Below are 12,165 nucleotides of genomic sequence, written 5' to 3'. Positions count from 1 at the left end.
GCATTTGTAACGACCCCGTAAGGAACACATATGCGCCACAACGGCGTTGGAAAGCACCTCGGCAGGGCCTTCGCGCTCTCCGCGGCGGCCGCACTGTCCATCCTGGGCGGCTCGGCCGTCGCCCCGATCGCGGCGGACGCCGCGGTCACCAGCCCGAACCTGATCGTGGACGGCGATGCCGAAGCGGTGGCGCAGTGCTCGCCGCGCGGGCTCGACGGCATGACGCTGCCCGGCTGGAACGTCGGCAAGGGCGAGCCGAACGCGGTGTGCTACGGCCAATCCGGTTGGCCCTCAGCGTCCTCGACCGGACCGTCCAACCGCGGCGCCAAGTTCTTCACCGGCGGCGGTACCGGCAGCTCCGAGATGGATCAGTGGATCGACATCTCCGGCGCGGCCGCGGCCATCGATCAGGGTGGCGTGAGCTTCGACCTCAACGGCTGGCTGGGCGGCTACGGCGCGCAGATGGACAAGGCCGGCCTGACCGTGTCCTTCCTCGACGGGTCGCGTTCCAAGATCGGCTCGGCCGACGCCGGCAGCGTCAGCAGCATCGACCGCGGCTTCAAAACCGAACTGCTGCAGCGTGATGCGAAGGGCACCCTGCCCAAGGGCACCCGCTCGGTGCGGGTCGCGGTGGACTTCACCTGGACCGACGGCGACACCACCGACGGCTACGCCGACAACCTGTCGTTCACCATCGGCGCCTCCCTGCCCGCGCCGTCGCTGAGCCAGTCCACCACCACGGTGCCGGGCTACGACCACGTCTTCATGGTCTACCTGGAGAACCAGGACTACGACGGCATCAGCGGCATCATCGGAAATTCGCAGGCCCCCTACATCAATGGCCTGCGGCCGCAGGGCGCGACGTTGAGCCAGTCCTTCGCCACCACGCATCCCAGCGACCCGAACTACGTGGCGCTGGCGGCGGGCGGACTGTACGGGCTGGTCGACAACAGCGTGACCACCACGACCCTGAACGCGCGCCACATCGGCAACAGCGTCGACGCCGCGGGCAAGACCTGGAAGGGTTACGCCGAGGAGGCCAACGGCAACTGCGATCAGACCGCGCACGGCCAGTACTACCAGGACGACCTGCCGTTCCTGTACTTCCAGAACATGAAGTCGGATCCGGCCTACTGTGCGGCGCACCTGCAGCCGCTCACCCAGATGACGACGGACCTGCAATCCGCCGCCACCACACCGAATTTCGTGTGGTTCGCGGCCAATGAATGCCACAACATGGAGGGCTGCGGCGTCGCCTCGGGCGACCAGTGGCTCAGCGCCACGCTGCCGACGATTCTGAACTCGCCGGCGTGGAAGACGCAGCGCTCCCTGCTGATCGTGACCTTCGACGAGGGCACGGTCAAGGCGTTCGGCCCGCTGTACCCGAACCGCGTTCCGACCATCGTGCTCGGCTCGCAGAACACGGTGAAGGCCGGGTACACCAGCTCCCAGCGCACCGACCAGTACGGTCTGCTGCGCACCATCGACACCGCGCTGGGTCTGCAACCGCTCACCAATAACGACCGCTACGCGGGCACGGTGAACGACATCTATTCCGGCCACTGACATCTGGCCCGGGGCGCGGCGTGTCATTGCGACGCGCCGCGTCCTGGGCGGATGGCGGAGGTCCGGGATCCTGTCGGCTCCCACCGCTAATCTGCGGGGATGGTGAAACCGGAATCGGCACTGCGCCGCTTGATGCGCGACACGGGGAAGTTGCTGCAGCCGTACGGTTTCGACGGAGCCGAGCCCACCTGGACGCGCGTGCTGCCCGACGGTGTCGCCACCATCGCGCGGACGCGCACGTTCCGGACCTTCACCGGTGGGCAACAGGTGCTGCGATTCGGCCTGGGCGCGTGGGCGACTCCGGCCGCCTGGCAGGAATTCCAGATGTGGCGCACCGAGCGCCGCGGCCTGCGCCCGCTCGCCGTCGAGGTGGCCACCGGTCCCGGCCTGCTCCCCGGCGAGGGCCTGCCCGCCGAATCCGGCGACCTGTGGTCGCTGCGGCTGGACCCGTACCAGCCCGGCCACGTCCAGCCGGAGGACATCGAGGCCATCCGCGCCGAGCTGCCCCGCCGCGTGCACGCCCACGCCCGCCGCGCCCTGCGCCTGCTCGAACCGGACAGCTATCTGGAAGAGCTACTGGCCCTGCCGAAACCGGGCCTCGACGCCTGGGAGGCGATCGTCGTCCTGCTCGCCGACCACGGCCCGGATCCCCGCCTGGACGCGGCCCTGGGCCGCCTGCGGGACCAGCCCGGCACTCAGGACGTCATGGAGTTCATCGCCGCTCGCACCCTGTCGAGCCGGTCAGCGTAGAAGAACACCCGCCCGCAGCCGATGCAGAGCAGGGCGAGCAGGTCCGACAGGGGCCGCCCGCCATTGCGCCGGACCAGATACATATCCATGCTGCCGCCTACCAGGACCCGGCGTTCACCGCAGTCGGGGCAGGGCGTTTCCTGCGGCGTGACCCGCTCGGGCTCGAAATTTTTCGATAGCATCCGGCTATTGTCGCCCGGCTGACTTCTGATATTCGCGCCAGGCCTGCTGCGTGTCGGTCAGTTTTGGTTTCGGCGTGCGAGTGCGGAAGAAATTCACCACCATCACGACCGGCAGGATGAATGCCTGGAAGAAGATCAGGTAGGAGTCGCCGTCGAAGAGGAAGGCGAGGTAGAAGGCGTAGCCGAGGTAGGCCGGGCCGAACGATAACAGCGGCCGAAACCGGGCGCCATCGACTAATCGATGAACGCCGGGTATCTCAGCGGCGCGGAATGACCGGGGTTTCCCAGGCCTTGGAATAGCGCTTCTTGTCGGCGGACTTGTCGGGCTTGCTGCGGTAGACCACGTACGGACGGACCAGGTAGCCGACCGGTGCGGAGAACATGTGCACCAGGCGGGTGTAGGGCCAGAAGCCGATGAGCGCGAGCACGACCAGGCCGTGTAGCTGGAAGGTCCAGGGCGTGCCGACCATGAGGTCCGGTTCGGGGTGCCCCGTGAAGATGCTGCGGAACCACGGTGACACGGTCTCGCGGTAGTTGTAGGTGCCCCACAGCAGGTTGCTACCCCAGGTGTTGAGCAGGCCGGTGACCAGGGCCGCGGTCAGCAGGACGTACATGACCTTGTCGTTGACCGTGGTGGCCTGCCGGACCGCGGAGACGGTGATCCGGCGGTAGGCCAGGATGGCGACGCCGATGATGACCGCCAGTCCCGCAACGGATCCCGCGGAGACCGCGACCAGGTGGTACGCCTCCTCGGAGATGCCGATCGCATTGGTCCACGACTCCGGGATCAGCACGCCCATCACATGCCCGCCGATCACCCCGAGCATGCCGAAGTGGAACAGCGGGCTGCCCAGCTTCAGCAGCCGCGACTCGTAGATCTGCGAAGACCGTGTGGTCCAGCCGAATTGGTCGGTGCGGTAGCGGTACAGGTGGCCCAGCACGAAGGAGGTGAAGGCGATGTAGGGCAGCATCAGCCAGAGCACGGAGCTCATCGGCGGGCCTCCGATCCGGAGAAGGCGAGCGGGTCCATGGCGAAGGGGTCGAGGCCGACCTCCTCCTCCGGCGGGCCCTGGGCGGCGAGTTCGGCGATGCGCCGGCGGTCGGCGGTGGTGACCGGTGGCAGGGTCGCCACCACCGACGCCAGCACCCCGGCGTAAGGAGATCCGCTGTCGGAAAGCGACAACCGCAGCAGTTCCAGCACCGGGACGTGTTCGCCCAGCAGTCGTTCGCCGCCGATGGGGTCGACGGTGGCGGCGAATTCGAGCAGCACGGGCAAGTGGTCGGGCAGTTCCTCGTCGCCGAGTTCGACACCGGCGTGGCGGTAGGCGTGCTTGAAACGCAGCAGCGCCATCCCGCGCTTGCGGGTGTCCCCGTAGGCGTAGAAGGTCAGGTGCAGGCTGGCCCGGCGGCGCATGTCGAAGGTCTCGACGTACTCCTGGGCCAGCGCGATCGGGTCGCCGTCGCGCAGGTGCGCGAGGAACCCGGCCAGCAGCGGACGCACCGAATCCGGCAATTCTGCTGTGGCGGCGTCGAGTTCGTCGAGCATGGCCAGGGTCTGCGTGTTCGGGTAGTCGAGCAGCAGCGCACCCAGCCGCCATACCAGCCGCCGGTCGCGATCGCTCAGGGCGACGGCCGGTTCGGGCCGGCGCCGCAGTTTCAGCAAGCTCATCGCGTCGCTCCGGTGGCTTCCGGGGCGGCGGTGTCGGTGGCGTCGGCGTCGATCAGGGCGCGGGTGCGTGGATGCGGGTAGTCCAGCGCCAGCGCGTCGATCCGCCAGTCCAGGCGCTGCTGGGGATCGACGGGGGCGATGGCGGGTTCGGTGCGCCGCCGCAGGTTCCACCGGCTCATCGCGCCGCCCCCGTCGGTTCGGGCTCGATCGACTCGACGCCGACCGGCTCGGGTTCGGGCGCGGGGGAGTGGTGCCCATTTCCATTGGCTCCGTTGCCATTACCGACGGCGCCGTTGCCGTTGGCGGAAGTGGGCACCAGCCCGCTGGTGCTCTTGCCGTCCCAGTTGAGCAGGTTGATCCGGTTGGATTTCTGTTCGGGCGCGGCAGCACCGTTGGTATCGGTCAGGTGGAACTTCTCGGCCATGTAGTCGAAGGCCGTCATGCCGGGTCCGCCGTCGGTGTCCAGCGAGCAGCCGGTGGCGAGCGAATCCAGTTCGTGCGCCTTGGAAGTCGCGCCGGAGGGGATCACGTAGCGGTGCTCGTACTTGGCGATGGCGAGCAGCCGGTACATGGCCTCGATCTCCTCGGGTTCCAGGCCGACCGCGTCCGGGATGGACAGGTCGGGCTCCTGGCCCAGGTTGATCGAGCGCATGAACGACCGCATGCCCGCGAGCCGTTGCAGCGCGGCCCGGACCGGGCCGATCTCACCGGCGGTGAACAGTTCGGCCAAGTACTCCAACGGAATTCGCAGCGCGTCGATGGCGCCGAACAGGTTGTTGTGGTTCTCGCCGTCGTGGCCGGTCTGGGTGAGGGTGTCGACCACCGGGGACAGCGGCGGCACGTACCAGACCATCGGCATGGTGCGGTATTCCGGGTGCAGCGGCAGCGCGATCTGGTAGTCCACGATCAGCTTGTAGACCGGTGAATCCTGCGCGGCGGCAATCCATTCCGGGGAGATCCCGGCCCGCTCGGCCTCGGCGATGACGCGCGGGTCGTGCGGGTTGAGGAACACGCCCAGCTGCGCCGGGTAGAGGTCCTGGTCGTTCTCCACCGAGGCGGCCTCGAGCACCTTGTCGGCGTCGTAGAGCATGACGCCGATGTAGCGCAGCCGTCCCACACAGGTTTCCGAGCACACGGTCGGGATGCCGACCTCCACGCGCGGGTAGCAGAAAGTACATTTCTCCGCTTTGCCCGTCTTGTGGTTGAAGTAGATCTTCTTGTACGGGCAGGCGGTGACGCACTGCCGCCAGCCGCGGCACTTGTCCTGATCGACGAGCACGATGCCGTCCTCGGCGCGCTTGTAGATCGCGCCGGAGGGGCAGGCGGCCGCGCAGGACGGGTTGAGGCAGTGCTCGCAGATGCGCGGCAGGTAGAACATGAAGGTCTCTTCGAACTCCAGTTTCACCTGATCGGACAGCTTGGCCAGCAACGGATCCTTGCCGACCTGCTCGGGTCCCGAGCCCAGCGAGTCGTCCCAGTTCGCGCCCCAGGTGACATCGGTGTCCTCACCGGTGATCAGCGACTTGGGCCGCGCCACCGGGGTGGTGTCCATCTTCGGGGCCGAGAGCAGGTTCTCGTAGTCGTAACTCCACGGGTCGTAGTAGTCCGACACGGTGGGCAGGTCCGGGTTGGCGAAGATGTTGAGCAGCCGCTTCATCCGCGAACCGGACTTCAGGGTCAGCCGGCGCCGCTTGTCGCGGACCCATCCGCCCTTCCACTTCTCCTGGTCCTCGTAACGCCGCGGATAACCCTGTCCCGGACGGGTTTCCACATTGTTGAACCACACGTACTCGGTGCCGGAGCGGTTGGTCCAGGCCTGCTTGCAGGTGACGCTGCAGGTGTGGCAGCCGATGCACTTGTCCAGGTTCATGACCATGGCGAGCTGAGCCATGACGCGCATATCAGTACTCCACTTCCTGCGAGCGCTTACGAATCGTGGTGACTTCGTCGCGCTGATTTCCGGTGGGGCCGTGGTAGTTCAGCGCGAACGACTGCTGCGCGTAGCCACCGATGAGATGCGAGGGCTTGATCATGATCCGGGTGAGCGCGTTGTGGATACCACCGCGCTTGCCCTTGCCGACCTTGGTGTTCTCGGCGCCCTCGATGCGCGGGACGTTCACCGCGCGGTCCTGGGCGTGATACATGAAGACGGTGCCCTCGGGCATGCGGTGCGAGACGATGGCGCGCGCCACCACGATGCCGTTGCGGTTGATCGCCTCGATCCAGTCGTTGTCGGCGACACCGATCTTCTTGGCGTCGACGTCCGACATCCAGATCGCCTGCCCGCCACGCGAAAGCGTCAGCATGTGCAGATTGTCCTGATAGGCGGAGTGGATGGACCACTTCGAGTGCGGCGTCAAATACCGAACGGTCATCCCGTTGCCATCGACATTGCCGATACCCGGTTCGGCGAACAGCGCCGACATGTCCAGCGGCGGCCGGTAGATGGGCAGCTGCTCGCCGAGCTCCATCATCCAGTCGTGGTCGAGGTAGAAGTGCTGGCGTCCGGTGAGGGTGTGCCAGGGCTTGGACCGCTCGACATTGATGGTGAACGGGGAGTACCGGCGTCCGCCGGTCTCGCTCCCGGACCATTCCGGTGAGGTGATCACCGGAACGGGCCGGGCCTGCGTGTCGGCGAAGGTGATTCGCTTACCCTCGTGCTCGGCAGCCAGATCGGCCAGCTCGGTTCCGGTGCGCTCTTCGAGCGCGTGGAACCCTTCCACCGCGAGCCGGCCGTTCGTGGTGCCGGACAGTGCCAGGATCGCCTCGGCCGCGTGGGTGTCCTTGGCCAGAGACGGACGGCCCTGCGCGACACCGGAAACCACCGTGCCGTTCACGCCGCGCAGGTAATCTACCTCGGCGTCGGGAATTGTGGTGACACCCTTGGTGGTGAGTCCCAGAGTTTCCACCAGCGGACCGAGCGCGGCCATCTTCTCCGCGACCTTCGGGTAGTCGCGTTCGACGACAACGAGTTTCGGCATCGTGATACCCGGAACAGGTTCGCATTCGCCGTATTTCCAGTCCAGTACGCGTCCACCGGCCTGCGCCAGCGCGTCGGCCGAGTCGTGCTGCAACGGCATCGCGACCAGGTCTTTGCGCACGCCGAGATGCTTTTCCGCCAGCCACGAGAAGCCGCGGGCGATGCGGTGGAACACCTCGAAGTCGGTCTTGGCCTCCCACGGCGGGGAGATGGCCGGGGTGAAGGCGTGCACGAACGGGTGCATGTCGGTGGAGGACAGGTCGTGCTTCTCGTACCAGGTGGCTGCCGGGAACACGATGTCGGAGAACAGTGTGGTGGAGGTCATGCGGAAGTCCAGCGACATCAGCAGGTCCAGCTTGCCGGTGGCGGCCTCGTCGCGCCATTCCAGTTCCTGCGGGCGGATGCCGGTGGCCTCACCGGTCTGCAGGTTGGAATCCGCACCGAGCAGATGCTTGTGGAAGTACTCGTTGCCCTTGCCGGAGGAGCCGAGCAGGTTGGCCCGCCACACGGTGAGCACGCGCGGGAAGTTCTCGGTCGCGTCGGGATCCTCGCAGGCGAACCGCAGATCACCGGACCTGAGACCGTCCACCACATAGTCGGCGGGCGTTTTGCCCGCTGCCTCGGCGTCGTCCACCAGGTCGAGGGGGTTGCGGTTGAGCGTCGGGTAGGACGGCATCCAGCCCAAACGCGTAGCGAGCGCGATGTTGTCGGCCGCGGTGCGCCCGGCGAAGGTGCCCTTGCTCAGCGGCGAGGCGAACGATTCGCTGGTGAACGGGTCGTAGCGCCACTGGTTGTTGGCCAGGTACCAGAACACGGTGCCCTGCATCTGGCGCGGCGGCCGCTGCCAGTCGGAGGCGAAAGCCAGTGTGGCCCAACCGGTCACAGGGCGGCACTTCTCCTGGCCCACGTAATGGGCCCAGCCGCCGCCGTTCACGCCCTGGCAGCCGGTGAGCAGCGTCAGGGTGAAGAAGGACCGGTAGATCTGGTCGCTGTGGAACCAGTGGTTGGTGCCCGCGCCCATGAGGATCATGGACCGGCCCTTGGAACGTTCGGCGTTGTCGGCGAATTCGCGGCCGAGACGTTCGGCCTGTTGGGCGGGGACGCCGGTGATCGACTCCTGCCAGGCGGGAGTGTACGGCTGAGTCGCGTCGTCGTAGCCGGTCGGCCAATTGCCGGGCAGGCCGGACCGTCCGACGCCGTACTGCGCCAGCAGGAGATCGAACACCGTCGTCACTCGTCGACCCGCGATGACGGTGGTCGGCACGCCGCGGGTGAGGACAGCCGCATCGCTGCCCGCGGTGAGCCCGTCGAAGCGGGGGAACTGTACGGCTGCAACATCATCGGTGCGGCCGTACAGGGTCAGCAGGGGGTCGGTGTCCCCCAAATCCAGGTTCCAGCGTCCCTTGCCGGCTTCGGTGAAGCGGTGGCCGAGGGAGCCGTTGGGCACCTGCGGAACACCGTCGGCGTCCAGCAGGACGGTCTGGTGCTCGACGCCCTCACCGGTGTGGCCGAGATCGGCCGCGGTGAGGAACTTGCCCGGGGTGAAGGTGTGGCCGCTGTAGTCACCGTCGGTGTTCCAGCCGCCGTCGTGCTCGTCCAGCGCCACCAGGTACGGCAGGTCGGTGAACCGCTTGACGTAGTCGTTGAAGTAGGGAGTCTGCTTGTCCAGGAAGAACTCTCGCAGCACCACGTGCCCCATGGCCATGGCCAGCGCGGCGTCCGTGCCCGGGCGGGCCGGAACCCACTCGTCGGCGAACTTGGTGTTGTCGGCGTAGTCGGGGGAGACCACCACGACCTTCTGGCCGCGGTACCGGGCCTCGGTCATGTAGTGCGCGTCCGGGGTACGGGTCACCGGAACGTTGGAGCCCCACATGATCAGGTATCCGGCGTCGAACCAGTCGGCGGACTCCGGCACGTCGGTCTGATCACCGAACACCTGCGGGGAGGCCACGGGCAGGTCGGCGTACCAGTCGTAGAACGACAGCATCGAGCCGCCGATCAGCGAGATGAAGCGCGCGCCGACCGCATGCGAGACCATCGACATGGCCGGGATGGGAGAGAAGCCCGCCACCCGGTCCGGGCCGTACTTCTTGATGGTGTGCACGTGCGCGGCCGCGGCGATCTCGGCGGCCTCCCACCACTCGGCACGGACGAAACCGCCCTTACCGCGCGCGGACTTGTAGGACTTGGCCTTGTCGGCGTCCTCGACGATGGACTCCCACGCGAGCACAGGGTCTTTCAGCCGCTCCTTGGCCGCGCGATACAGCTCCAGCAGCGTGCCGCGCACGTACGGGTAGCGGATTCGGGCGGGGGAGTAGGTGTACCAGGAGAACGACGCGCCACGCGGACACCCGCGCGGTTCGTACTCCGGCTTGTCGGCGCCGACGCTCGGATAGTCGGTCTGCTGCGACTCCCAGGTGATGACCCCGTCCTTGACGTAGATCTTCCAGGAGCAGGAGCCCGTGCAGTTCACGCCGTGCGTGGACCGCACCACCTTGTCGTGGGACCACCGGTCGCGATAGAACTCGTCGGCCTCACGCCCACCCACCTTGTGCAGGGTGCGCATGTCGCCGGACACTTCGCCGCGGTTGAAATACTTCCCCAGTCGAAGCAGCGCATCGGCGGACGAGTGTCCGTTCTGCGAGATGGTCATAACGCCCCCTTCGAGCTGGAAAACCGGGCTGCTGGCTCGACTGTAGGGACGTTCGGGGAGGCATCAAAACGGTTTGCTCACAATGCTCGACACCGAATTGTGAGCTGTGAGATCGCCGCAATGTCCCGGTCACTGAGGGGTAGCGGCCGAGGTCACACCCCTGGGGCTCGACCTGGGAAAACCCTTCCATCGCCGCTGAAACATGTACCCGCGAAGGTGTTTCGGACCAGCGGCGGTGAAGCTTCCGAAACGGTTGGTTCTCGCTTACTTAATATTTGTTAACACACCTTTGGGTAGCTGGATGATCGCTATATCGTGCAGCCATGCATCGATTCGACGGCGTCATCGAAGCCGCCACCGGCGGCGGTGCCTACATTCCCGTCCCCGCCGATATCATCACCGCGCTCGGTGGCGGCGGACGAATCCCAGTCCAGGCCACTTTCGACGGGATTCCCTATCGAGGGTCCATCGCCAACATGGGCGCCGGCCCGTGTCTCGGACTTCTGAAGGCCATCCGCGCCGAACTCGGCAAGGGGCCTGGAGACCGGGTCGAGGTGACCGTCGTCCGGGATACCGGCGAACGCACGGTCGCTGTGCCTGAAGACCTGGCGGTCGCTTTGGCTGCCGGAGGGGTTCGTGCGGCTTTCGACGAGCTCTCGTACACGCGCCGTCGGGAGTATGTCACGGGCGTTGTCGAGGCCAAGAAGACCGAAACACGTTCTCGCAGAATAGAAAAGGTTGTATATTCGTTGAAATAGTAAGGTAGAACGGACATTTCGGGTTCCCAGGCTCGGTGTGCGGGCGTAGAATTAGCACATGGGTTCGAATGGGGTGACACTCGACGACTGCGGTATCGCTGAACTGGCGGCCGCGGTCTCGACCCTTTCGGACTCCGTTCAGAACGCGACGATGGCCCAGTTCTCCGATGAGGATGTCGTGGCGTTGATGCAGCAGCTCGAAGGCTGCAAAAGGCAACTGGCCGCACTGGATACGCGCCTGATTGTCGAAGCTGGAGAGCGTTCACTGCATGCGCGTTCTGGGGCCGGGAAGATGGTGCCGTTCCTGCGGCACACCCTCGGACTTTCGCGGTACGACGCGGCCCTGCGTGTGAAGGTGACCCATCACTGCGGAGAGTTCTTCGAGCCCTCAGGGCACCTGCGTCCGGCGACTTTGCCGGTGATGGCGGAAGCCTTTGCTGCCGGGGAGATTTCACGGGATCACGTCCGCAACATCATGGACGTCATGGACCACCTCCCGACCGACATCCCTGCCGAAGCACGCGCAGAAGCCGAGGAAATTCTCGTCGACTACTCGCGTGAAGGCTGGCCGGATGATCTGCCCAAGATCGGCCGCGACATCCTCGCCCGCCTGGATCCGGACGGGAAGATGGTCTCCGATGCCGACCGTCGGCGTCGTCGTGGGATCACCCTGTGCCGTCCCGGGCTGGATGGCATGTCGCGGATCGAAGGCTGGATCACTCCCGAACTGCGGGCATGCCTGGATGCGGTGTTCGCCAAGCTCGCCCGGCCCGGCATGTGCAACGTCGAAGATGCTGAAAGCCCCACCGCCAGTGGTGGGTTCATCGCCGACAGCGTCCTCGACGCTGCCGCGCGCCGTGACCGGCGTGATGTGGGGCAGCGCACCCACGACGCGCTGATGGCGCTCGTGCAGCCGGGGGTGAACATGCGCGCACTGGGCATGCACCGTGGGCTGCCGGTCGAGGTCGTTCTCACTATGAGCCTGACCGACCTCGAGAACGGGACCGGGGTGGCCACCACCAACACCGGTACCCAGATCTCGATCAACGAGGCGCTGAAGATGGCCGAGGGAACCCACCCGGTGATCGCGGTTCTCGATGGCGACGGGATGCCGCTGTACCTGCAGCGGTCCCGCCGCACCGCCAACCGCGCCCAACGCCTCGCCTTGCTGGCCCGCGATAAGGGATGTACCCGTCCGGGTTGCGAACAACCCGCTTCGATGTGCGCCGCCCACCACGTGAATGATTGGGCAAAAGGCGGTCCCACAGACATCAACAACCTGACCTTGGCATGCGATCACTGCCACGCGTTGATCAACGATGGCCCCGATGGGTGGAAAACCGTTGTCATGGGCAAGGACTCACCCCATCGAGGCCGCACCGGGTGGATTGCACCGAAGAGTGTTGACCCCACCGGCACACCGCGCGTGAACGATCGTCATCACGTCGGGCAGTCGATCGCGGCTGCGATCGATTCGAGTTGCCGAAAGTGGCGCTCACGGGCAGCGTGAAACCAGTGCTGCTCGTATCCTGCTGGCGTGCGCAAAACTACATAGAGTGTGGTCGCCTTGCCTGCCCTACCGCACCTGGGCTGACGCCGAGCCGGGA

At 66.3% G+C, this 12,165-nt stretch carries 10 protein-coding genes; 4 read left to right on the top strand and 6 right to left on the bottom strand.

The features are described 5' to 3' along the window. Window positions 1-30: 30 nt before the first annotated feature. Together ACYVKL_RS13705 and ACYVKL_RS13700 are read left to right on the top strand one after the other, a co-directional pair. Window positions 31-1,566: an alkaline phosphatase family protein gene (locus ACYVKL_RS13705; RefSeq protein ID WP_379163002.1), complete on the top strand. Its 1,536-nt coding sequence runs from the start codon at window positions 31-33 to the stop codon at window positions 1,564-1,566. A gap of 99 nt (window positions 1,567-1,665) precedes the next feature. Further along, complete coding sequence (locus tag ACYVKL_RS13700) at window positions 1,666-2,316, top strand: hypothetical protein (RefSeq protein ID WP_379162999.1); 651 nt, start codon at window positions 1,666-1,668, stop codon at window positions 2,314-2,316. Here ACYVKL_RS13700 and ACYVKL_RS13695 read toward each other — a convergent pair. The 6 genes from ACYVKL_RS13695 to ACYVKL_RS13670 all read right to left on the bottom strand — a co-directional run bounded on the left by ACYVKL_RS13695 (window position 2,262) and on the right by ACYVKL_RS13670 (window position 9,800). Then, on the bottom strand, window positions 2,262-2,498 hold the full coding sequence (locus ACYVKL_RS13695) for a hypothetical protein (RefSeq protein WP_379162996.1): 237 nt from the start codon (window positions 2,496-2,498) through the stop codon (window positions 2,262-2,264). The two genes, ACYVKL_RS13700 and ACYVKL_RS13695, sit on opposite strands and share 55 nt — an antisense overlap. Before the next feature lie 257 nt (window positions 2,499-2,755). After that, complete coding sequence (gene narI, locus ACYVKL_RS13690) at window positions 2,756-3,490, bottom strand: respiratory nitrate reductase subunit gamma (protein WP_379162993.1); 735 nt, start codon at window positions 3,488-3,490, stop codon at window positions 2,756-2,758. Next, window positions 3,487-4,167, bottom strand: a complete 681-nt coding sequence (gene narJ, locus ACYVKL_RS13685) for a nitrate reductase molybdenum cofactor assembly chaperone (RefSeq protein ID WP_379162990.1) — start codon at window positions 4,165-4,167, stop codon at window positions 3,487-3,489. Before narJ ends, narI begins: the two co-directional genes overlap by 4 nt. Continuing rightward, window positions 4,164-4,346: a hypothetical protein gene (locus tag ACYVKL_RS13680; RefSeq protein WP_379162987.1), complete on the bottom strand. Its 183-nt coding sequence runs from the start codon at window positions 4,344-4,346 to the stop codon at window positions 4,164-4,166. The genes narJ and ACYVKL_RS13680 overlap by 4 nt, the downstream gene beginning before the upstream one ends. After that, window positions 4,343-6,058 (bottom strand): nitrate reductase subunit beta, encoded by a 1,716-nt coding sequence (narH, locus tag ACYVKL_RS13675; RefSeq protein WP_379165714.1) that lies wholly within the window; start codon window positions 6,056-6,058, stop codon window positions 4,343-4,345. The genes ACYVKL_RS13680 and narH overlap by 4 nt, the downstream gene beginning before the upstream one ends. A 10-nt stretch (window positions 6,059-6,068) precedes the next feature. Further along, window positions 6,069-9,800 carry a nitrate reductase subunit alpha gene (locus ACYVKL_RS13670; RefSeq protein ID WP_379162984.1) on the bottom strand — a complete coding sequence of 1,244 codons (3,732 nt, stop codon included), beginning with the start codon at window positions 9,798-9,800 and terminating at the stop codon, window positions 6,069-6,071. Between the two features lie 323 nt (window positions 9,801-10,123). Here ACYVKL_RS13670 and ACYVKL_RS13665 point away from each other — a divergent pair, with 323 nt between their 5' ends. Both ACYVKL_RS13665 and ACYVKL_RS13660 read left to right on the top strand, forming a co-directional pair. Further along, a complete protein-coding gene (locus ACYVKL_RS13665) occupies window positions 10,124-10,558 on the top strand; it encodes a YdeI/OmpD-associated family protein (protein WP_379162981.1) in 435 nt (144 codons plus the stop codon). A gap of 58 nt (window positions 10,559-10,616) precedes the next feature. Next, on the top strand, window positions 10,617-12,068 hold the full coding sequence (locus tag ACYVKL_RS13660) for an HNH endonuclease signature motif containing protein (RefSeq protein WP_379162978.1): 1,452 nt from the start codon (window positions 10,617-10,619) through the stop codon (window positions 12,066-12,068). The last annotated feature ends 97 nt before the right edge of the window (window positions 12,069-12,165 follow it).

This window comes from Nocardia tengchongensis (assembly GCF_054781395.1).
Note: the sequence above shows the minus strand (reverse complement) of the source record. Positions and strands in the feature narration are given on the sequence as shown.

Bases quoted from the DNA above. Each gene is read 5' to 3' on its own strand.
- narH (WP_379165714.1), bottom strand. From the start codon at position 6,058: ATGGCTCAGCTCGCCATGGTCATGAACCTGGACAAGTGCATCGGCTGC.
- narI (WP_379162993.1), bottom strand. From the start codon at position 3,490: ATGAGCTCCGTGCTCTGGCTGATGCTGCCCTACATCGCCTTCACCTCC.
- ACYVKL_RS13700 (WP_379162999.1), top strand. From the start codon at position 1,666: ATGGTGAAACCGGAATCGGCACTGCGCCGCTTGATGCGCGACACGGGG.
- ACYVKL_RS13660 (WP_379162978.1), top strand. From the start codon at position 10,617: ATGGGTTCGAATGGGGTGACACTCGACGACTGCGGTATCGCTGAACTG.
- ACYVKL_RS13705 (WP_379163002.1), top strand. From the start codon at position 31: ATGCGCCACAACGGCGTTGGAAAGCACCTCGGCAGGGCCTTCGCGCTC.
- ACYVKL_RS13670 (WP_379162984.1), bottom strand. From the start codon at position 9,800: ATGACCATCTCGCAGAACGGACACTCGTCCGCCGATGCGCTGCTTCGA.
- narJ (WP_379162990.1), bottom strand. From the start codon at position 4,167: ATGAGCTTGCTGAAACTGCGGCGCCGGCCCGAACCGGCCGTCGCCCTG.
- ACYVKL_RS13695 (WP_379162996.1), bottom strand. From the start codon at position 2,498: ATGCTATCGAAAAATTTCGAGCCCGAGCGGGTCACGCCGCAGGAAACG.
- ACYVKL_RS13665 (WP_379162981.1), top strand. From the start codon at position 10,124: ATGCATCGATTCGACGGCGTCATCGAAGCCGCCACCGGCGGCGGTGCC.
- ACYVKL_RS13680 (WP_379162987.1), bottom strand. From the start codon at position 4,346: ATGAGCCGGTGGAACCTGCGGCGGCGCACCGAACCCGCCATCGCCCCC.